The sequence below is a fragment of the Corynebacterium sp. MSK047 genome (assembly GCF_030232285.1).
GTDB lineage: Bacteria > Actinomycetota > Actinomycetes > Mycobacteriales > Mycobacteriaceae > Corynebacterium > Corynebacterium jeikeium_D.
The window spans coordinates 1-22,044 of record NZ_JASPJI010000017.1 but is presented as its reverse complement, the minus strand read 5'-3'; the positions used below and the strand labels follow the sequence as shown (position 1 = coordinate 22,044).

Sequence of the window (22,044 nt, the reverse complement as noted above, 5' to 3'; positions counted from 1 at the left end):
GCTCTTCCGATAGCACAGCCGTTAATTGGCTACTTGGACAGTTCGGCCTCAACCGCGGCCAATGCTGCGTCGATTCCGGAAGCATCAGAGCCGGAGCCCTGTGCCATTGCCGGTTTACCGCCGCCCTTGCCGCCGACCTCAGCGCCCATCAGCTTCACCAAATCGCCGGCCTTAATACCGCGATTGACGGCTTCATCCGAAACCGAGGCCACAAACGGAACCTTGCCGCCAGCGTCGGAAATCAACGCAATGACGCTTGGGCGATCCGCAAGGCGCTTCGCCAAGTCATTAGCCAGCGAACGGATGTCCTTCATCTCCGTACCGTCGGGAAGCTTAAGGCCGAGGTAGGTGACATCGCCGATGGTGCGAGCGGACTCCAGGTGAGACGCGGCATTGGCCAGCAGCTGTCCGGCCTTGAAATCAGCGAGCTGCTTCTCTGCAGCCTTGAGCTTTTCAGCCAGTGCTGCAATGCGGTCTGGCAACTCAGCAGAAGGAGCCTTGAATTCAGTGGCCAGTCGTTCAGCCAGGAGACGCTCGGTGGACAGGTAGCGGAAGGAATCCATACCCGAGTAAGCCTCAATACGGCGCACGCCCGATCCGACCGAGGACTCGCCCAGCACAGCTACCGGACCAATCTGCGAAGAATGCGAAACGTGGGTACCGCCACACAGCTCAATTGAGAACGGGCCACCGACCTCGACAACGCGGACGATGTCGCCGTAGTTCTCGTTGAACAATGCCATGGCACCAGCTGCCTTGGCCTCTTCCAAAGGCATCTCGGCAGTATTGACAGCCCAGTCGTTGTCGACAGCCTCATTGGTGATCTGCTCAATCTCACGGAGCTGTTCCGGTGTGAGCTGCTCACCGTACTTGAAGTCGAAACGGAGGTAGCCCGGCTTATTCATGGAACCAGCCTGAGTTGCAGTATCCCCCAGTACCTGACGCAGAGCACCGTGAATCAAGTGAGTTGCAGTGTGCGCCTGACGAGCACCGTGACGCCACTGCTCGTCGACCAAAGCTTCAGCGGAGACACCCGGAGTGAATTCACCAGCGGTGACAATGCCTTTGTGCAGCCACAGCTTCTTGCCCACCTTTTGAACATCGTTGATGTGGACCACAGCGCCGGAATCAGTCACGATACGACCACGGTCAGCCAGCTGACCGCCGGCCTCGGCGTAGAGCGGAGTGCGATCGAGGATAACCTCAATCTCATCGCCCTCTGCGGCAAACGACTGCTTCTGGCCATCGGCAATGATGCCAAGAATCGTGGATTCGTCGGCAAGCCGATCGTAACCAGTGAAGGACGTCGGGTGTTCATCGATGAACTCGCGGTAGACATGCAGGTCGGTGTGAGACTGCTTCTTTGCCTGGCTGTCGGCCTTTGCGCGCGCACGCTGCTCAGCCATCTCGCGATCGAATTCCTCGCGGTCGATGGTCAGGCCGGCCTCTTCGGCCATCTCGATGGTCAGGTCGATTGGGAAGCCGTGGGTGTCATGCAGGGTGAAGGCGTCGTGACCGGATAGAACGGTTTTACCCTCTGCCTTGGCCTTGGTGGCAGCACGTTCGAACAGCTCCTCACCGGCGGACAGAGTCTTGGTGAAGGTCTTTTCCTCGGCGACGGCGACGCGGCGAATACGGTTCCAGTTCTCCGCGATCTCTGGGTACGACGGGGTCATGGTCTCGGCCGCAATACCAATCAGCTTCTCCAGCACTGGACCGTTAGCGCCGAGCAGACGCGCAGAGCGGATGATGCGGCGCAGCAGGCGACGCAGGATATAGCCACGATCGGAGTTCGAGGGGGTGACACCGTCGAGCATCAGCATCAAGCCGGTGCGGCTGTGGTCGGCGATGACGCGGAAACGGATGTTGTCCTGGTGGTTGGAGCTGTACTTCGAACCGGTGAGCCGCTCAGCTTCGTCGATAACCGGACGCAGCAGATCGGTTTCATAGACGTTGTCGACACCCTGCAGCAGAAAAGCAACGCGCTCGATGCCCATACCGGTATCGATGTTCTTCTTCGGCAGCGGGCCAAGAATCTCGAAAGAGTCCTTGCCTGTTCCTTCGCCACGCTCGTTTTCCATGAAGACGAGGTTCCAAATCTCGATGTAGCGATCCTCGTCCGCCTCTGGGCCACCGTCAGCACCGTACTCCGGGCCGCGGTCGTAGAAAATCTCTGAACACGGGCCACACGGGCCAGGCACACCCATGGACCAGTAGTTGTCCGCCATGCCTCGGCGCTGAATGCGCTCTTCCGGCACACCAACCTTCTCGTGCCAGATGTCATGGGCCTCATCGTCATCGAGGAAAACCGTCACCCACAGCTTCTCAGCCGGGATGCCAAAGCCGCCGTCCTTAACAGCACCAGTCAGAAGGCTCCATGCATGAGTGATGGCACCTTCCTTGAAGTAATTTCCGAAGGAGAAGTTACCCGCCATCTGGAAGAAGGTGTTGTGGCGGGTGGTGATACCCACCTCTTCAATGTCCAGTGTGCGCACGCACTTCTGAATTGAGGTCGCGGTGGAGAAGTCCGGAGTCTCATTGCCGAGGAAGTAGGGCTTGAACGGCACCATGCCGGCATTAACGAACAGCAGGTTCGGGTCATCCAAAACCAGGGAGGCACTGGGGACCTCGGTGTGTCCCGCCTTTACGAAATGCTGGATGAAGCGATTTCGAATTTCATGAGTCTGCACGGTGTTCTACTTCCTCGTTTCACGTCGAGCGTCCGAGATGTTTAATACAAAACTAGCAGTCTACCCGCTCGGTTCGAGCAACTTTAAAACCACCCCACCGGCACCCCGTAGATTCCGACCGATCTCGCCTACTTCGATTTCCGGCGGCTCCCCCGGATAATTCGGCGAATGCGTCCGAGGTATTCAGCCATGCCGTTTTCACGACCGTGATTGGATGGGACGAAATAATCAGTGCCCACCAACTGATCTGGTGGATACTGTTGGGCGACGACACCCATGGGGTCATTGTGCGGGTAGATATAGTCCACCGCGTGACCAAGGTCCTTAGCCCCGCTGTAATGTCCGTCGCGCAAATGTGGTGGCACCGGTCCGGTCTTCCCGGAACGAACATCCTTCAATGCCCCGTCGATTGCGCTTATGACCGAATTCGACTTCGGTGCTGTTGCCAAGTGAATCGTGGCCTGCGCCAGCGTCAGCCGGGCTTCCGGCATCCCTATCAAGGCAACTGCCTGCGCCGCGGCGACGGCGGTTTGCAGAGCTGTCGGGTCGGCCATACCGATGTCTTCGCTGGCCAGAATAACGATTCGGCGGGCAATAAACCGAGGGTCTTCCCCACCCTCAATCATCCGCGCCAGGTAATGCAGGGCAGCATCGACATCAGATCCGCGGACGGACTTAATAAACGCGCTGGTGACGTCGTAATGCTGGTCGCCGTCGCGGTCATAGCGAACCACAGCCCTGTTGATCGAATTGGCAAGCGACTCAGCGGTAATCTGCTCACCATCGGCTACGGCTTCTGCGGCTGCCTCGAGGTACGTGAGGGAACGACGGGCATCTCCAGCTGCCAGCGCAATGAGTTGTTTACGTGCATCGTCTGTCATACTGACGCGACCATTCAGGCCGCGCTCATCGGTAAGTGCTCGATCAATGAGCGTGCCGACGGCTTCGTCGTCCAGTGGCTGCAACTGCAACAGCAGTGACCGACTGAGCAGCGGGGACACCACTGAGAAGGATGGGTTTTCCGTCGTTGCCGCGACGAGAAGGACAATCCGGTTTTCCACGGCACCCAACAGGGCATCCTGCTGGGTCTTGGAAAAACGGTGCACCTCGTCGATGAAGAGCACCGTTTGAATGCCCTGGTTAACGAGCGTGCGACGAGCAGTGTCGATAACCGCACGCACTTCCTTTACCCCGGCATTAAGCGCGGAAAGCGCTTCAAAGTGTCGTCCAGTCGCCGCGGAAATCAAACTGGCGAGAGTGGTCTTGCCAGTTCCGGGAGGGCCAAACAAAATAACGGAGGTGTCGCCGCCACCTTCGACCAGACGGCGCAACGGTGCTCCGGGGGCTAACAGGTGGTCTTGACCAACGACTTCATCGAGGTTTCGCGGTCGCATCCGAACCGCCAACGGCGCGTGTGCACCTGGGTGAAAATAGGCGCTCGCATCGGAGTTCAGGCCAGTGCTTGCTGGCCCCGCACTCCGACCTTGGCTCTTGGCCGCTGTAGGTCCGGCGACCGAAGGCTCGTCGAAAAGCCCTGGAGCGTCATCGGCGGAGCCGTTTGCACCGCCTGACGGCAGCTTATTCGGATCCGCCACGTGTGCCCTAGCCTTCCTCTTGCTCTAAGAAATCGATGACTGCATGCGCGAACTGTTCCAGCTCGTCGGCACGATCGTCCTCACACTTATGGGCGAACTGTGCAATCGCGCGAGCCGTGTTAGCCATGTCGCGCCGCTCCAGTGCTGAGCCGCCAACTTCCGGCTTCAGGTCCGTGCGTCCTTCATGCCCCACCCACAGCGCTTGTTTTGGAGAACCGAAGAAGGAAACCGTTGCGGAGATGAAAAACCAACCGAGCAACGCCGCAGCGATGAACGCCATCAAACGGCGGTCGCTCGTGCCGCGATACCAATGGTCACGAATCTCTTCCATCCAGGCACGGACAAACACGTCGACCTCTGCCTCCGATGGACGCTCCACGAAAACGTGCAGCGGGAAGCCTGCGACGACGCTGGCCACGTCGAAGATGACATCGCGGTAACCAGCCCACTCATAGTCGAGGAACTGGACCTTGTCCGCCAGCAGAATGTTGTCCGGGGCGAGGTCAAACGGAGTGAACGCCCTATGCGTGCCCTTCTCAATTCGACGAGCAGCATCCTCACCGAAAGAGCGCACAGCGTCGGGAACGGGAATGCCGGACCCCTCGATAGCTCGCATGCCAAAGCGAATCCCCGACACAATGCCGTGGTCACGCGCCTCGAGAGCCTCACGATCGACCTTGTTCTTCACCCACATACGACGACGCAGGGTCTCAAACCCCTCTTCGCGAGTATGCGTGTGAATATGCATCCGGCCCAGCGAAGCACCGAGGCTGCGGAATGCGCGCAATCGTCGCTCTTCATCGCCACGAAAGAGTACGTCCGCAAGAGTGTCCACGACACCGACGTCGCTGAGAACCAATAGCTGCTTTGAAACATCGTAAGCAAGGAGCTGAGGCCCCGGGCGGACGTCGTCAGGCAGCGTATTGATGAACTGGTACGCCACGACTTCCCGTAAAACGGCGGGATCGACGCCTTCAGTCGTCGTAGGAATTTGCTTTACGACGACCGTGCGTTCCTGCATAAAGGGATTTGTGGCGACCCGTACGCGGACAACAAGAGCGTTTGACTGGCCTGTAAGTACTTCTGGATCCGACAACACTGGAGTGCCGCCGAATCGTGCGGAAAGCAGTGTCGCTGCGTCTTTAACTACGCTGTCAACTTCTGCTGCAGCGTCGTCCGAGTACTCCATTGAATGCCCTTTCAATGAGCCAGTTTCAGTCAGGCGATACGGTTGTTGCGTTGTGGCCAGTACCGCCTTGGTTAGGAGGAATTGGTGCAACTCGCGCTGTTCACGCTGGAGTGGCAGATCACATTCCTCGCAATGTGATTTCTTTGTTTACTTGCTGTCGCCTGCGGCGACTGCTGCCTTAGCGCCGTCTGCCTTCTGCTTTGGCTTCGGCTTGAAGTCGATACCGGTCTCCTTGCGCTGCTGAGCGGTAATCGGAGTCGGGGCGTCAGTCAACGGATCAACGCCGCCACCGGACTTCGGGAAGGCGATAACTTCGCGAATGGAGTCAACGCCGGCCAGCAGGGAAACGATACGGTCCCAACCGAATGCGATACCACCGTGCGGCGGAGCGCCGTACTGGAAGGCATCCAGCAGGAAGCCGAACTGCTCCTGTGCCTCTTCCTCGCCGATGCCCATAACGTCGAAGACGCGCTTCTGGACATCTGGGCGGTGAATACGAATGGAGCCGCCACCAATTTCGTTACCGTTGCAGACGATGTCGTAGGCGTAAGCCAGTGCGTTGCCCGGATCCTTGTCGAAGGTATCCATGTGCTCTGGCTTCGGCGAGGTGAAGGCGTGGTGCACAGCAGTCCACTGCGAGTGGCCCAGCGCAACGTCACCGGAAGCGGTAGCGTCGGCAGCCGGCTCGAACAACGGTGCGTCGACGACCCAGGTGAATGCCCAGTCGCCTTCCTTGATAAGGCCGAGCTTCTTGGCAATCTCTCCACGAGCAGCACCCAGCAGTGCACGGGAGCTCTTAGCGTCACCTGCAGCGAAGAAGATGCAGTCACCCGGCTTCGCGCCTACGTGCACCGCGATGCCTTCACGCTCTGCGTCAGTAATGTTCTTGGCAACCGGGCCGCCCAGGGTGCCGTCCTCCCCAACAAGGATGTAGGCCAGGCCCTTTGCGCCGCGCTGGCGGGCCCAATCCTGCCAGGCGTCGAGCTGACGACGAGGCTGCGATGCGCCACCGTCCATAACAACTGCACCGACGTAATCGTTCTGGAAGACACGGAAAGTGGTGTCCTTGAAGAACTCGGTGCACTCCACCAGCGGAATGTCGAAGCGCAGGTCCGGCTTGTCAGAACCGTACTTCTCCATGGCCTCCTTGAAGGTCATGCGTGGAATCGGGGTCTGAACAGTGACACCGGCCTCGGCGAAGATAGCAACCAGAATCTCTTCTGCCAGCGCAATGACATCGTCCTGCTCGGCGAAGCTCATCTCAACGTCGAGCTGAGTGAACTCCGGCTGGCGGTCAGCGCGGAAGTCCTCATCTCGGTAGCAGCGGGCGATCTGGTAGTAGCGCTCCATGCCAGCGACCATAAGCAGCTGCTTGAACAACTGAGGGGACTGCGGCAGTGCGTAGAAAGTGCCCGGCTTCAAACGAGCCGGCACCACGAAGTCACGAGCACCTTCCGGCGTAGAGCGAGTCAACGTCGGGGTCTCAATTTCGGTGAAGTCGTGGCTGTCCAGCACCTTACGGGCTGCGCGGTTGACAGCCGCACGGAGACGCATAATCTTGGCCGGGCCTTCACGGCGTAGGTCTAGGTAGCGGTACTTCAGACGGGCTTCTTCGCCCACAGTGCCAGAAGTTCCAACATCCTCGAGCTGGAACGGCAATGCCGCCGACTCGTTGAGGATGGTCAGCTCCGTAACATTGACCTCAATTTCACCCGATGCCAGGTTCGGGTTTTCGGAGCCCTCCGGGCGCTTCTCAACGACACCGGTGACCTGAATGCAGTATTCGCTGCGCAGGTGGTGTGCACGCTCAGCAACTTCGCTGTTGCGGAACACAACCTGGGCGTAACCGGAGCGGTCACGCATGTCGATGAAGATCACGCCACCATGGTCACGGCGGCGTCCTACCCAACCGGTCAGGGTTACTGTGCTGCCGGCGAGGTCAGCGCGGAGGTCTCCGGCAAGATGCGTACGAAGCACTGCGAATTGGTCCTTCCAAAATTGGTGCTATAGGGATTAACGCTGTGGATAGCGGTTTCGTCCGTGTAGTCTACCTTGAAGCCAGAAAGGTGAGAAGAAGACCCCGGCTATTTTGCTTATTACCGGTCATCGCCGTGGGCCTACCTCGGGCTTCATGTACTCACTTAGACAAAGTTCTCCGTAGATCCTGACGTTGATTTACATGCGGATACTATGACGCAGCGCTATTCAATGGCCCGTTTTCCGCACCTTATGCAATAGTCTTACTCCTATGACCTTCCGGAATGACTTCCAAAAGAGCTCGGCTCGTGCCGAGCGACGCTCGGGTGGTGGCCGCGCTATCGCCGTAGGCGGTGGCGGTATCGGCGGCCTTGTCCTCATCGGCCTGTACTTACTTCTCGGCGGCGACCCGGGACAATTGGGACAGCTGACAGGTGCCCAGAACAACCAGTCCTCGCAGACTGCACAGCAGTCCCCTGGCGAGGATCCCTGCAAGACCGGCGAAGATGCCAACAGCCGCATCGATTGCCGGATGGAATTCACCGGTATTTCGGTCGACCGAGTCTGGGAAGAACAACTCCCCGCACAGGCCGGCATCGAGTACACGAACCCAGGTCTAGTCCTCTTTGAAGGCTCCACTCAGTCGGGCTGCGGCGCAGCGTCCTCGTCCACCGGCCCGTTCTACTGCCCCGCTGATCAAACGGCCTACTTCGACACGGAGTTCTTTAGCACCCTGGAGCGCATGGGCGGAGGCAACGGACCGCTCGCTCAGGAATACGTCGTGGCCCACGAATTCGGACATCACATCCAGAAGTTGGAGGGCACCCTCGGCCGCAGTAACTACAACGAACCGGGCCCCGATTCCGACGCTGTAAAGATTGAGCTGCAGGCCGACTGCTACGCGGGTATCTGGGCTCATTACGCGGACAAGGGTCCGGACGCAATCCTCGAACCGCTTTCCGACGAGCAGGTTGCCGATGCCCTCAAAACTACGAAGGCCATTGGCGATGACACCATCCAGCAGCATTCAGGCGGTGGTGTTCAACCGGACTCCTGGACCCACGGCTCGGCCGAGCAGCGTACGAAGGCATTCCTGACCGGCTACAAGTCAGGAAAGATGTCTCAGTGCGACACTCTCGAGCGCGGCGTCTACAGCTAGACTCCGCACTCAACAAATGCGCGTTTCCTAGATGCGCGACTGCAACTCCGGAACCAGTGCATCTAGGGCGACTGCGTGCTGCTCGTGGGACTCAAGGTTCTTCAGCTGAACCTCGCCCGCGGCCAATTCAGACTCGCCGAGGACCAACGCAAATCGGGCTCCAGCGCGATCGGCACCCTTCATTGCCCCCTTCAGCCCGCGGCCACCGTAGGACATATCCGCGCGAATACCCGCTTGGCGCAGCTTATTGATCTGCACCGCCATAGCGTGAGCGGCTTCTTCACCGAGCGCAACACCATACACATCGACGCGTCGACCATCGCTGGCCTGCTTGCCCTCTGCTTCCAGTGCGAGCAGCGCGCGATCCACACCCAAACCAAAGCCAATTCCAGACAGCTCTTGGCCGCCGAGCTGCGCCATCAGCCCGTCGTAGCGACCACCGCCACCGATACCCGACTGAGCACCAAGGCCGTCGTGAACAAACTCGAAGCACGTCTTGGTGTAGTAGTCCAGTCCGCGCACCATTCGAGGATTGATGACATAGGGCACCTTCATGTCATCCAACAGTCCAGTCACAGCTTCAAAGTGACTGCGGGCGCTGTCGGAAAGGTGGTCCAGCATCAGCGGCGCGTCGGCGAGCATTTCCTGCATTTCCGGTCGCTTATCGTCGAGAACGCGCAGCGGGTTGATGTTTGCACGGTGGCGCGTTTCCTCATCCAGAGGCAGGTCAAACAAGAATTCCTGCAGCTTAGCGCGGTATTCGGGGCGACAGGTGTTGTCACCGAGGCTTGTCAGCTCAAGCCGGAATCCTTCCAGGCCGATGCCGCGGAAACATGCGTCGGCAAGCGCGATGACTTCAGCGTCCAGCGCAGGATCATCGACGCCGATTGCCTCTACGCCCACCTGCTGCAACTGACGGTAACGGCCTGCCTGCGGGCGTTCATAGCGGAAGAACGGCCCCGCGTAGGAAAGCTTGACCGGCAACTGACCGCGGTCCAAATTGTGCTCAATGACCGCGCGCATCACGCCCGCGGTACCCTCCGGGCGCAGGGTGACGGAGCGGTCGCCGCGGTCGGCGAACGTGTACATCTCCTTGGTGACGACGTCCGTCGATTCACCTACGCCACGTGCAAAAAGCCCGGTGTCCTCGAAAATTGGCAGCTCAATGTGCTCATAGCCCGCAAGTCGTGCGCGGTGCTGGAATGAGTTTCGCACCGCCTCGAATTCGCGGGAGACCGGCGGGACGTAATCCGGCACGCCCTTGGGCGCGGAGAATGGCTTCAACTTCTTTGGCTTCTGGCTAGAGTTCACCCCGCTAACTCTACCTGCCAACTCTCACGAGGTGTCAGCCAGGCTAGGTGAGGTTTTGCAGGAACGGGTTGGTCGCGCGTTCCTCGCCTATCGACGATGCGGAGCCATGGCCCGGAAGAATCATGAGGTCATCCGCCAGCGGGAGGACCTTATCCTTCAACGACTGCTGCATGTGCTCCGGACTACTGCCCGGCAAATCTACGCGACCGATAGCCCCCTTAAAGAGGACGTCCCCGCTGAAGACAATCTCATCTTCCCCATCGGAAGCGCGCAGCATTACACAGCCCGGAGAGTGACCCGGTGCGTGAATGACTTCGAAATTCAACCCTGCCCACTTTACTTCGTCGCCATCCTCGAAGAAATCGGCTTTCGTATAAGCCTGCATGGAATCGATGTCAAAGAGGTGTCCGAAAGAAGAACCGCCGAGCTTCGGATTGGCCAGCAACACATTGTCGCTTTCGTGAATGAAGACGGGAATATCCCAGAAGTCGGCGGCCTCCGCGACATCGCGGACATGGTCGATATGACCATGGGTCAGCAGAATTGCTTCCGGCTTCCAATCTCGCTTCTCAACCTCGCCGCGTACTACCTCGAACGCCCCCATGCCCGGGTCAACAATGACGCATGGGGTGGACAGGCCGTCCATTTCCGGAGCGCCTGTTGCCACGTAGCAGTTGGTCTGAAAAGGGCCGGCTGCAAAACCAAATATCTCCATGGCGCTCCATTGTATCGATTCCGTACAGCCCCCGGCAGGCTGATTACTCCTTCCGAAAACAGGAAGGAGCACCTTTCCCCTAGCGCCTTGGCCTGTCATCTCGCAAATGGGAAGCAATCCCGGGCATAATGGTCGATTGTGTACGCGACGGTGACCGACTGAGCTGTTACTTCAAATGCGGTCACTATCAATGGGCAAAATCGTCCGCTGGTGTTCCGTCACCAGCAATAGATGACTAACAGATACGGAGAAAGACTAGTGGCCAATAATGAGCAAAGGCGCAAAGATGCGATGCGGACGCTCGAGCGCGAACTTAAGCGCCGTGCACGTGCCGAGAAGCTGAAGCCACTGGGCGTTGTCGTAACCACCTTGGCTATCCTGCTCTTTATCGGTGGCGGCATCTACTTGCTGACCACGGCTGGCGGCGCTGACGACAATGAGGCCGCTGATGAATCCACGACTCCAGTCGAACCTGCAGCTCTGACAGCTACTCCTGTCAGCGGTGAAAAGGTTCCAATGAAGCGCTCTTCCCCACTTCCGGAAACCGTGACCTGTGACTACCCGGATGATGGCGAGGCATCGAAGGACATAGATAAGCCAGCTACCGACAACGTTCCCGCCACTGGCACTGTAACCATCACCCTGAAGACTAACCAGGGCGACATTCCGATGGAGCTGGACCGCGCTATTTCACCTTGCGGCGTCAATGCAATTGAGCACATGGCCAAGTCCGACTACTTCAATGACACTGTGTGCCACCGTATTACCGGTGGTGGCCTGAACGTTCTGCAGTGTGGCGACCCGACTGGTACCGGTACCGGCGGCCCGGGCTTCAAGTTCGCTGGCGAATGGCCGGTCAAGGATTCTGGTCTGGATCAGAATACCCCGTTGGTGTACCCGAAGGGCTCTATCGCCATGGCAAACCCGAGCGACCCAGATGCCAACGGCAGCCAGTTCTTCCTCAACTGGGCAGATTCTCAGCTGCCTCCGCAGTACACCGTGCTTGGCTCCATGACTGACGAGGGCACCAAGACGGTTGCGGACATTGCGAAGAACGGTATCGAGGGCGGCGGTACCTCTGACGGTAAGCCAGCTAAGGAAGTCCGTATTGAGAAGGCGGAAGTCAAGTAGCTGACTCAACTGATTGATTCAGAAATTAATCAAAAACAGGGCCAAGGTGTTTCACCTTGGCCCTGTTTTAATACCTACGCGGCCTCATCCTTTTTCACATATCGATGGGCTGCTAAACCGCCTACTGACCAGAAGTAATGCGGTAGACATCGAAGACTCCCTCGACACCGCGCAGAATGTTGAAGATATAGCCCATCTGCTTAGTGTCCGAAACCTCGAAGCTAAAACGCATTACGGCAACGCGGTCATCGGAGGTATGGGAGGACGTCGACAGGATTGAGACCTTCTGATCGGAGAAGACGCGAGTAATCTCCGAGAGCAGTCCATGACGGTCAAGTGCTTCGATTTGCACCGTAACCATGAAGACCGCACCGGAGGAATCTGTTGCCCAGGAGACCTCGATAATGCGCTCCGGCTCCTGGTGCAGCTTCTCCGCATTAGTGCAGTCCGTACGGTGCACACTGACCCCACCGCCGCGGGTGACGAAGCCAAAGATGGCATCGCCCGGCACAGGCGTACAGCATTTGGCAAGCTTAGCGGCCATATCCGCGCTGCCTTCTACCAACACACCCGTGCTGTCAGCGCGGCGCGGAGTGTTGTGCACGTTCATCTTTGAAATTGGCGTGCGGGAGACCAACTGCTCTTCGGCATCGTCCGCGCTCGAGAACTGCGCCATCAGCCGGTGAGTCACATGCTGCGCTGAGACCTGCCCCTTACCGATAGCGGTATAGAGCGCATCGACATCCGCATAGTGCAGCTCGGAGGCAATCTGTTTGATGGACGCCGGAGTGAACAGGCGGTGCATCGGCAGACCGCCGCGCTGTACCTCTGCAGCCAGCGCGTCACGGCCGGCATCGAGTGCCTCCTCGCGGCGCTCTTTGGCAAACCACTGACGGATCTTTGCCCGCGCACGTGGAGTTTTAACAAACTTCTCCCAGTCCTTAGACGGACCGGAATCGGCATCCTTGGACGTGAAAATCTCGACGCGGTCGCCAGTTTTTAGCGGTGATTCCAACGCCACTAGCTTGCCGTTGACTTTGGCACCAATACATCGGTGACCTACTTCAGTATGGACCGCGTAGGCAAAGTCGACCGGCGTGGAGTCCGCAGGCAATGTGATGACATCGCCCTTAGGTGTGAACGCAAAAATTTCAGTGACTGAGAGGTCATAGCGCAGGGAGTCCAGGAACTCGTTAGGATCTGCGGCCTCCCGCTGCCAATCCAGCAGCTGACGCATCCACGCCATCTGATCGACTTCGGCGGAATCTCCCTTGTGAGAGCCCTTGGTTTCCTTGTAGCGCCAGTGTGCGGCAATGCCGTACTCAGCGTTGTAGTGCATCTCATGGGTGCGAATCTGCACTTCTAGCGGGGAGCCACCTGGACCGATGACCGTTGTGTGCAACGACTGGTAAACCCCGAAACGCGGCGCGGAAATATAGTCCTTGAATCGCCCCGGCATAGGTTTGAACAGCGAGTGGACGGCACCCATCGCGGCATAGCAATCCTTGGTCGTGTCCACCAGAACTCGAAGTCCGACCAGGTCAAAAATCTCGTCGAACTCATGGCCGCGGACAATCATCTTCTGATAAATCGACCAGTAGTGCTTCGGCCTGCCCTGTACCTCAGCAGCAATGTGAGACTCCTTCAGATCCTTCTGAATCATCTCGGAGACTTCCTGGATGTACCGGTCCCGCTGCGGCGCTCGATCTGCGACCAAACGCACAATCTCGTCGTACTTCTTCGGGTACAAAATGGCGAAGGAGAGATCTTCCAACTCCCACTTCACGCTGGCCATTCCCAAACGATGCGCCAGCGGTGCAATCACCTCGAGGGTCTCACGGGCCTTCTTAGCCTGCTTTTCCGGCGGCAGGAAGCGCATTGTGCGCATGTTATGCAGCCGGTCAGCCACCTTGATAACCAGCACGCGCGGGTCCTGGCTCATGGCGATAATCATCTTTCGCACGGTCTCTGCCTCGGCGGCGGAGCCCAACGCGACCTTATCCAATTTGGTCACGCCGTCGACCAGTCGTGCGACTTCTGGGCCGAAGTCCCGCTCCAGGTCCTCCAGCGTGTAATCGGTATCTTCGACCGTGTCATGTAGTAGCGCTGCCACCAGCGTGGTGGTATCCATGCCGATCTCGGCGGCAATAGTGGCGACTGCAAGCGGGTGAGTGATGTATGGCTCGCCGGATTTCCGGTACACGCCGTCGTGAAGGCGCTCGGCGGTATCGTAGGCACGCTGAAGCACAGCCAAATCTGCGCGCGGATGCACCTGTCGATGCACCGCGACAAGGGGATCTAGCACCGGGCGGATTTTCGTTCTGTTGCCGGTAAGGCTTCGCGCTAGGCGGGCACCATAACGGCGTGCGGGCCCTTCAGCCATGACTCATTCACCCCTTATTAACCACGTACAAAGGCAGATCAGCAAGCTTCTCCCGAGCTCCCAGGCCTTCAACCTCCAGCACGGTGCACAGCCCGGTTACCTCGACACCAGCTGTCTCCAGCAGGGCGCGAGCTGCACACAGGGTGCCACCAGTTGCCAACACATCGTCGACAAGTACGGCCTTCTTGCCCTTCAGCTCAAACCCACTAGCCGGAATCTCAAGCGCAGCCGTACCATATTCCAGTTCATAGGTCTCGGTCAGCACAGGCGGTGGTAGCTTACCCTTCTTACGAATAGCGAGCACTCCCAGTCCAAGCTTGTACGCCACCGCAGAACCCAGCAGGAATCCACGCGCATCTAGGCTGCCTATAACATCAGCCCCGAACTCTTCCACCTTGGCGGAAATCTCGTCCACAATCAGGGCGAACGTCGTGGCGTCGGCAAGCGCCGGCGTCAGGTCCTCGAAGAGTACGCCCTCAACTGGAAAATCGGGCACGAACCGAATCTGATCGGCTAATGCCTCACGCGCGTGTGCATACGACACAGGTTTAAGCTCCTTTTCGGCGAAAAGAAAAAGTGCGGGTACCTGTCAACGATACCCGCACAATGCGCTTTTAAAGTAGTTTCACCCGAACCACTGGGAGGCGCTACCTCCTACTGCCCCGGACGCCAGGACAGCGGCTTGTCTTCATCGCCCTCAAGCTTCGGAGTCGTCACCGTTCGTTTCGGCGTCGAATGTTCCATCTCGCTTGCCGACGGCTCCTTCGAGGCCGAGTCCTCCGCAACATCAGTGGTGGCGGAATCGGTGCCCGAACCGGCTCCCTCAGATGCCTTTGCGCGGGCAGACAGTACCGCCTCTTCATGCTTGCGGTATTCACGCTGCCGCGACTTAAGAGACACCAACAGCGACGAAGCCAGGAAGATCGAAGAGAACGTACCTTGAATAATGCCGATGAGCTGAACGAGTGCAAGGTCCTTCAGCGTTCCGACCCCTAGCATGCCCACGGCGATGACCATCAGTGCCAGGATTGGCAGGAGCGTCGACACCGTGGTGTTGATAGAACGCATGATGGTTTGGTTGACCGCCAGGTTCACCAACTCGGCGTAACTTCTACGGGTCGATGAACGATAGCCTGCCGTGTTCTCGTCGACCTTGTCGAAAACCACGACGGTGTCGTACAGGGAGAACGACAGCACTGTCAGCAAGCCGATAATGGTTGCCGGGGTGACGTCAAGACCAATGAGCGCGTAGATGCCCATAATCACGATTGCATCCACAACCAGGGCGAGAATTGCGGCAATGGCCATGTCGCGCTCGAAGTGAATGGTGATGTAGATGAACACCAGACCCAGGAACACTACTGCAGCCAGCAGCATTCGGTTGGTAATCGAAGAGCCCCACGACTCCGACACGGTCGAGTCACCAATGGCATCCGGGGTCTGCTGCCCCTGCACATCGACGGGCTTGAATGCATCATTCAACGCGATACGAGCACTATTAATCTGGTCCTGAGTCAGCTTCTCAGAGGTGATCTCCAGGATTCGGCCCTCACCAGAACCGATAATTTGCACCAGCTCCGGCTTCACGCCGGTCGCCTCGGTGAAAACCTCCTCGGCCTGCTCAGTTGTCACTGAGGCCGGCGGCATAGTCATCTTGGTACCGCCCTCGAAGTCGATACCGAAGCTGAACCCGCGAATCAGCATCGCTGCGAAAGCAACAACGATGATGGCGACGGCAATCTGGTACCAGCGCTTCCGCTTGCCGACGATGTTGATTCCACCCTCGCCGGTGTAGAGGCGGCGGAAGAAGGAGTCGTCTTTCACGCTTTCTGGCTCAGTGATTAGCGCCGGATTCGTCTGAGTAGTATTCATGGATTCCTACTTCCCCTCATTCGCGCTGGAGTGAGCTGCACCGGTGTCGGCAGCCGTACTGGCGGAGGCATCGGAGGCTCCGGCCTTCTTACCGGCAGCTACAGTCTTATTCCTCTGTGCAATCTCCATGACCGAGCCGAAGCCGTTCATCGACGGCTTGGACAAAGCTGGCCACTTACGAGTAGCCAGGATGACCAACGGCGCAGTCACGAGGAAAGCCGTCACAATGTCGAATGCTGTGGAGAGACCAAGTGTGAACGCGAAACCGCGGACATCGCCAACGGCCAGGATGTAAAGAACCACAGCCGCAATGATGGACACAAAGTTACCCGATAGGATGGTGCGCCGTGCTCGTCGCCAAGCGTGCGGAACCGCGGAGCGGAAAGTTCTACCCGCGCGGATTTCGTCCTTAATGCGTTCGAAGAAGACGATGAAGGAGTCAGCCGTTACGCCGATAGAGATGATGATGCCGGCGATGCCAGCGAGATCGAGCGAGTAGCCAATCCAACGACCAAGAAGGACAAGGACGCCGTAGACCATCGCTCCAGCTGCTGCCAGCGAAACCAGCGAAATCACGCCCAGGCCGCGGTAGAGAGCAATCGCGTAGACGACAATCAGGGCGATACCGATAATGCCGGCAAGCAGACCGGCTTCCAAGGAAGCCGAACCAAGCATGGCCGGGATAGTCGTGGTGGTGCCGCCCGGCTCGCCGTCCTCACCTGCGAACGACAGCGGCAGTGCACCATAACGCAGGTTATTGGCCAGCCCCTGTGCCTCGTCGATTGAGAAGTCGCCCGTGATGCGGGTGGCAGAACCAACTGGGGTTGCCTCCTGAATCACCGGGGCGGAAATGACCTTCGAGTCCAACACGATAGCGACCTGCCGCTGCAGGTAGTCATTGGTCAACTTGGTCCATGTGCGAGCGCCGGTGTCATTCTTCCCGGACTTGAAGCTAAAGGAGACTTGAATCTGACCAGACTGCTGATCGTAACCACCGTTAATCGGCGCATTGGTATCAATAGCGTCGCCGGACAGACGCTGGCCCTTGGCCTCGTCCTCCTGCCCAATCAACAGCGGAGCCTTGCCCAGGAAGATGGCTTTACCGCCTTCGGGCGCACAGGTCACCAGCGGCTTGGCCGGGTCATCGGCACCCTGTAGCGGATCAACTGCATCGCGGTTATCGCAGGTCATCAGCGCAGCGGCTGCAAACTGTGTCGTTGGGTCTTCGGACTGGCGAGTCGCCAACAGCACGTCACGAACCTTCGTACGCAGCTCGGCCGCTTCAATTGAGTTCGCCGGCTTTGCCGGAGCTGTTGCGTCCAACTTCGGGGCCTCGCCCAGCGACTTGGACAGCTCCTCGGGAACCGGCTGATCTGGGTTCTGTTCCTTGAAGGCATCAATTGCACGCTTCTGCGTTTCGTTCATGTCCTTGTAGAGGTCATCAACACGCTTGGTGGCGTCCTCCTTCGAGAGGACACCGACTGACACCCAATCTTCAGCAGTCTTCTTAACTACCTCGCCAAAGGCAGCTTCATCAGGGCCCTGGGTGGGCTGTTCTACCGGACGGAAGAAGAGCTGCGAAGTCTGGCCGAGCGTACGCGCCTCCTGTGAGTCTTCACCCGGCACGGTAATGACCAGCGTGTCACCGTCGGTGACAACTTGAGCGCCGCTGACGCCCATGCCGTTTACGCGGTTCTCCAGAATCTTGCGAGCCTGGTCCAGCTGATCGCGCGTCGGCTTTTCGCCCTGCGGCACCAAGGTTACTCGGGTACCACCCTGCAAGTCGATGCCCAACTTTGGCTTGGCTGATCCGCCGCCGGTGAAAAAGACGAGTGCGTACGTAAGGATGAGGAAGCCAACAAACAGTGCCAACAGCCACTGCGGCCAGTTCCTCTTGAATGTATTCGCACCGGATCTGGATTTGCTGTTCAAAGCAAAGTCTCCTGAATCGTGACGTTTAGGTACTTAAGCGCTTCGGGTAGAAACGCAGGTCTATAACCGCACCGCGAAATCGCGCGATACCAGGAAGAGGCATTGCGGGCGTCGCTAAGCAAAGCTATAAACACCAACCGCTAGAGAATAACCGATTTAGCGTAGTGCGCCGGTTTTGACTTGTACCTATTTAGTGAAAATCTTGCCCACGCTTGCCGACGGCGAAACCTGGGACGCGCCCGCTAGCCTCACGGCGCACGCGACAGCTTGGATGCATGCAAACCGGCGGAGTGTGGGCGTGCAAAAAACTGCTACTGCTTTTCGGTGGAAGCGGAACCGTCTGTACCCGGGTTATCCGGGGTACTCGAAGTATTTGGGTTCTCAACCTGCTCATTGGCGTCCGAAGCTGCATTGTCAGCCGGACCGTGGCCGGTGATTTCTTGGACGTCGCCGACGTGGTCATCTGGCGCATCGGAAACACGGCCACGTCGGTCACGGTGAGCGTAGCTAGCTCCGGTACCGGTGGTGAGGTTGCGGGCAATGGCGCCCTTTTCCCAACGGGTCACGATGCCGTCAGCAATGATGAGGTCGACGGTCGTTTCGGTCGTATCAACGACCACACCATGCATACCGGAACCGGTGATGACCTCTGCGCCCGGGGCCAACTTATCCTGCATGTCCCGAATGGTGCGCACCTGCTTGTTCTGCTTGATAATCTGCCAAATTGGCAGCGCCAGGAACAAGAAAATAAGTAGGAGGAGAATAGTTTGATCCATGTCTGCCGAGTTTAACGAATTGCCAGCTAGCAATTCCACACTGCCCCGGCCGGGTCGATGAGAAAGCTATTCTCCGATAGTTCCCTCCGGCGGCTGCAACCCCAAGTGCCGCCATGCTCGGGCAGTTGCCACGCGTCCGCGCGATGTACGCGCAATCATCCCGGCACGGACCAGGTAGGGCTCGCACACTTCTTCCACAGTCGAGGGCTCCTCACCGACTGCCAACGCCAGGGAATTCACGCCCACCGGGCCGCCACCGTGCCCCTTGACCAGGGCAGTCAGCACTGCGCGGTCCAAGCGGTCCAGCCCAAGCTCATCGACATCGAAGACAATCAACGCCGCCTTGGCCGCACCAAGATCAATAACGCCACCGGAGTGAACATCTGCGAAATCGCGAACGCGACGCAGTAGACGGTTGGCAATTCGCGGCGTACCTCGCGAACGCGAGGCAATCTCCACTGCAGCCTCAGGGCTGATATCCACCCCGAGGATCCCAGCGGCACGGGTAACCACCTTTGTCAGATCCTCGACCTCGTAGAACTCCATCTGCGCAGTAAAACCGAAACGGTCACGCAGTGGGCCAGTCAGCATACCCGAGCGCGTCGTTGCGCCTACCAGCGTAAAAGGTGGAATCTCGAGTGGAATTGACGTAGCTCCAGGCCCCTTTCCCACGATGACATCAATACGGAAATCTTCCATTGCCATGTAGAGCATTTCCTCCACGGGCCTGGCAATGCGGTGGATCTCGTCAATGAATAGTACATCGCCCTCGAGCAGGTTCGACAGCATTGCTGCCAAATCGCCAGCGCGAATAAGCGCCGGACCGGACGTCATTCGCAGGGAGGACCCCATCTCCTGCGCAATAATCATGGCCATGGTGGTCTTACCCAGGCCGGGAGGTCCCGACAGCAGAATGTGGTCCGGAGTCACATTTCGTCCCCGTGCCCCGGAGAGCACCAAATCCAGCTGCTCGCGGACCTTGGGTTGGCCGATAAACTCCCCTAACGACTTTGGTCGCAGGTTCGATTCCGCATCGACTTCCTCGACCTGAGCGCGGGCATCGACATCACGTTGTGCACCATTTCCCCCACCGCCAAAATGGTCGTTGGCTGCTCCACCTAAAGAGTCCCTGAAGGGATTGCCCGACACGTTAAACTCCGTGCGCTCGATATCGCTCATAGTCCCCTCATCCTAGTGCACTACCAATTTTCATCATCAATGTAGCTGCAGGTCCTCGACGTGGATTTACTTCTCGCCCAATGTCTTTAACGCCGCCTTCAGCGCCATTGATGTATCCAAGGTCGGATCAATCCGAACAACGGTCTCCGCTGCCTCATTCGCCTCAGCTTCCGGGAACCCAAGCCCGACCAAAGCACCAACGACCTGATCCAAATCTGCCTTCAAAACAATGCCAGGCGCTGCTCCGCTTGCAGCTTCCTCCGGCTGGGATACCGCCCTATCCGCGAAAACCTCGACCTTATCCTTCAACTCAACCAACAGGCGCTCCGCCAATCGCTTGCCGACGCCGTTAGCCGCCTGCAGGGCCTTGGCATTCTTTGAGGCAACCGCATTGGCAATCTCGGCCGGCGACAGTACCGAAAGAACAGACATCGCTACCTTTGGCCCCACTGTCGAGACAGTGCGCAAGAGCGCAAACATCTCACGTTCCTGCGAGTTGGCGAAACCAAAAAGCGTTATCGCATCTTCACGAACCGCCATTGTGGTCAACATAAAAGTTTGCTCATGCCTCACCAACTGAGAAGCTAACCTGCCCGTAATGGTGACCAAATGCCCGACACCACCGCACTCGATAACGCAATAGTCCGCACCGAGATCGATAACCTCACCGCGTAGAGATGCAATCACTTCTCACAATTCCTTTCACTACGGCTTCCCTAAAGACACCGCGATAAACGCCGAACTCACAAGTGTGCTCTAGCAGGCTCCCCTACCGCGAGGGATTCTCACGGCGAGAAAGCTCCAACTCCCGCTCCTCGTGTTGCCTAGCAAGCGCAGCCAAGGTGTCGCGCTGGCGTTGCAGAACCGGACCACGCCAACAGTGGCAGATAGCGATGGCCAACGCATCCGCTGCGTCCGCAGGTTTTGGCGGAGTTTCCAACCCGAGGATTCTCGTCACCATCATGGTCATCTGCTTCTTATCAGCCCGACCGTTGCCGGTAAGCGCCTTCTTTACCTCCGACGGCGTGTACATATGCACTTCCAAACCGCGTCTCGCCGCAGCGAGGACAAGGACACCAACCGCGTGCGCAGTCTGCATTACGGTGGACACGTTGCCGCGCTCGAATACCCGTTCCATCGCAACCACGTCCGGCTCGTACTCATCCATCCACTGCTCCACGGCATTGGAAAGCCGTAGAAGACGATCTTCCAACGATGCCGTGGTTGGTGTGCGGGCGACCCCCACCGCAATGGGAATGACTTTCCTGCCCTGAGCACCTTCCGCAATGGAGAGACCACAACGAGTAAGGCCAGGGTCGATACCCATCACCCGCAGAGATCCAGCTCGATAATTCACCTCTCCACTAATACCACATTTCGAACAGCTGTTTGTATCGTAGCTACACGGGGTACCAACCGTTGGTTCTGATAGGTTTAACACCATGAATTCACCGAAGAAGCTCTACGGCGTTCTCGCTGCAGCTGAAATGGTCACGTGGGCTCTGCTGCTCTTGGGGCTGGCACTGAAGTACCTGTTCAAAGTCACTGACATCGCCACCACCATCTTCGGCGGCATCCACGGTTTTACGTTCCTGTGCTACGTAGTCACCACCATCATGGTGTGGATCAACCAGCAGTGGAGCTTTGGCCGCGGTGTCATCGGCCTCGCCTCTTCTATCATTCCATTCGCAACCTATCCGTTTGAACGAAACACACTGAAGGCAGGCCTCTTGGATCGGCCCTGGCGCTTTACCGACGAATCCGAGGAGCCACAGGGCATTTTCGAGTGGGCACTCGCGATGATTATTCGCCGCCCGTTTATCTCGGCATTCGTCATCCTGATTGTTCTCGTCGTGGTCTTCACACTGTTGCTGATGGCGGGACCTCCGACTCAGTGGTTCTCTTAAAACGGTTCTACTAAAACTTTCAGAAACCAAAATCGGGTTTATTGGCAAAAGTGTGTCCGTCTGGCGTGTCGACCGGTGCGTCGGCGGGCGGGCACCCTTCGCTACTTACCCCAATGCGAGTTACTGACTGCGTTTATGACAAAAATGACCTGGTAGGGTCAGGCGGTCATTGCATCATGGATAACACCAGAGATTACCTCCCGGGGAGTTAACCCGCCGAGCACTACC

17 protein-coding genes are annotated in these 22,044 nt (G+C 58.1%); 3 read left to right on the top strand and 14 right to left on the bottom strand.

The genetic code is table 11. The features are described 5' to 3' along the window. Window positions 1-29: 29 nt before the first annotated feature. The 4 genes from alaS to aspS form a co-directional block, all read right to left on the bottom strand. Complete coding sequence (gene alaS / locus QP981_RS08005; RefSeq protein ID WP_284797285.1) at window positions 30-2,690, bottom strand: alanine--tRNA ligase; 2,661 nt, start codon at window positions 2,688-2,690, stop codon at window positions 30-32. 128 nt (window positions 2,691-2,818) lie between these two features. After that, window positions 2,819-4,144 (bottom strand): replication-associated recombination protein A, encoded by a 1,326-nt coding sequence (locus QP981_RS08000; RefSeq protein WP_232250888.1) that lies wholly within the window; start codon window positions 4,142-4,144, stop codon window positions 2,819-2,821. Window positions 4,145-4,292: 148 nt separating this feature from the next. Then, window positions 4,293-5,474, bottom strand: a complete 1,182-nt coding sequence (locus QP981_RS07995) for a phosphotransferase family protein (RefSeq protein ID WP_070602564.1) — start codon at window positions 5,472-5,474, stop codon at window positions 4,293-4,295. Window positions 5,475-5,621: 147 nt separating this feature from the next. Next, window positions 5,622-7,451 carry an aspartate--tRNA ligase gene (gene aspS, locus QP981_RS07990; RefSeq protein WP_284857777.1) on the bottom strand — a complete coding sequence of 610 codons (1,830 nt, stop codon included), beginning with the start codon at window positions 7,449-7,451 and terminating at the stop codon, window positions 5,622-5,624. Between the two features lie 271 nt (window positions 7,452-7,722). On the opposite strand from aspS, the gene ypfJ reads away from it, so the two are divergent. After that, complete coding sequence (gene ypfJ / locus QP981_RS07985) at window positions 7,723-8,610, top strand: KPN_02809 family neutral zinc metallopeptidase (RefSeq protein WP_005511486.1); 888 nt, start codon at window positions 7,723-7,725, stop codon at window positions 8,608-8,610. 27 nt (window positions 8,611-8,637) lie between these two features. Here the strand turns inward: ypfJ and hisS are convergent, their stop codons facing one another. Both hisS and QP981_RS07975 read right to left on the bottom strand, forming a co-directional pair. Next, window positions 8,638-9,921 (bottom strand): histidine--tRNA ligase, encoded by a 1,284-nt coding sequence (gene hisS / locus QP981_RS07980; protein WP_284847264.1) that lies wholly within the window; start codon window positions 9,919-9,921, stop codon window positions 8,638-8,640. A 43-nt stretch (window positions 9,922-9,964) separates the two neighbouring features. Next, on the bottom strand, window positions 9,965-10,636 hold the full coding sequence (locus QP981_RS07975; RefSeq protein ID WP_070866358.1) for an MBL fold metallo-hydrolase: 672 nt from the start codon (window positions 10,634-10,636) through the stop codon (window positions 9,965-9,967). A gap of 291 nt (window positions 10,637-10,927) precedes the next feature. Here QP981_RS07975 and QP981_RS07970 point away from each other — a divergent pair, with 291 nt between their 5' ends. Then, window positions 10,928-11,767 carry a peptidylprolyl isomerase gene (locus QP981_RS07970; protein ID WP_049190815.1) on the top strand — a complete coding sequence of 280 codons (840 nt, stop codon included), beginning with the start codon at window positions 10,928-10,930 and terminating at the stop codon, window positions 11,765-11,767. Window positions 11,768-11,888: 121 nt separating this feature from the next. Here QP981_RS07970 and QP981_RS07965 read toward each other — a convergent pair whose 3' ends face one another. The 8 genes from QP981_RS07965 to ruvC all read right to left on the bottom strand — a co-directional run bounded on the left by QP981_RS07965 (window position 11,889) and on the right by ruvC (window position 21,236). Next, window positions 11,889-14,150, bottom strand: a complete 2,262-nt coding sequence (locus tag QP981_RS07965) for a RelA/SpoT family protein (RefSeq protein WP_016422688.1) — start codon at window positions 14,148-14,150, stop codon at window positions 11,889-11,891. Window positions 14,151-14,157: 7 nt separating this feature from the next. Beyond that, window positions 14,158-14,694, bottom strand: a complete 537-nt coding sequence (locus tag QP981_RS07960; RefSeq protein WP_016422687.1) for an adenine phosphoribosyltransferase — start codon at window positions 14,692-14,694, stop codon at window positions 14,158-14,160. A 110-nt stretch (window positions 14,695-14,804) separates the two neighbouring features. Next, window positions 14,805-16,022, bottom strand: coding sequence for a protein translocase subunit SecF (secF, locus tag QP981_RS07955; RefSeq protein WP_070602555.1), 1,218 nt, complete (start codon window positions 16,020-16,022; stop codon window positions 14,805-14,807). A 6-nt stretch (window positions 16,023-16,028) separates the two neighbouring features. Further along, window positions 16,029-17,954, bottom strand: coding sequence for a protein translocase subunit SecD (gene secD, locus QP981_RS07950; protein WP_070602553.1), 1,926 nt, complete (start codon window positions 17,952-17,954; stop codon window positions 16,029-16,031). Window positions 17,955-18,265: 311 nt separating this feature from the next. Then, entirely contained in the window at window positions 18,266-18,730 is a 465-nt protein-coding gene (gene yajC, locus QP981_RS07945; RefSeq protein WP_070642999.1) for a preprotein translocase subunit YajC, read from the bottom strand. A 66-nt stretch (window positions 18,731-18,796) separates the two neighbouring features. After that, window positions 18,797-19,909 carry a Holliday junction branch migration DNA helicase RuvB gene (gene ruvB, locus QP981_RS07940; protein ID WP_070438353.1) on the bottom strand — a complete coding sequence of 371 codons (1,113 nt, stop codon included), beginning with the start codon at window positions 19,907-19,909 and terminating at the stop codon, window positions 18,797-18,799. Window positions 19,910-19,975: 66 nt separating this feature from the next. Next, on the bottom strand, window positions 19,976-20,596 hold the full coding sequence (gene ruvA / locus QP981_RS07935) for a Holliday junction branch migration protein RuvA (protein ID WP_070438350.1): 621 nt from the start codon (window positions 20,594-20,596) through the stop codon (window positions 19,976-19,978). Between the two features lie 82 nt (window positions 20,597-20,678). Next, window positions 20,679-21,236 (bottom strand): crossover junction endodeoxyribonuclease RuvC, encoded by a 558-nt coding sequence (gene ruvC / locus QP981_RS07930; RefSeq protein WP_284857778.1) that lies wholly within the window; start codon window positions 21,234-21,236, stop codon window positions 20,679-20,681. A gap of 115 nt (window positions 21,237-21,351) precedes the next feature. Here ruvC and QP981_RS07925 point away from each other — a divergent pair, with 115 nt between their 5' ends. Further along, window positions 21,352-21,816, top strand: a complete 465-nt coding sequence (locus tag QP981_RS07925) for a DUF3817 domain-containing protein (RefSeq protein WP_187405387.1) — start codon at window positions 21,352-21,354, stop codon at window positions 21,814-21,816. Window positions 21,817-22,044 lie beyond the last annotated feature (228 nt).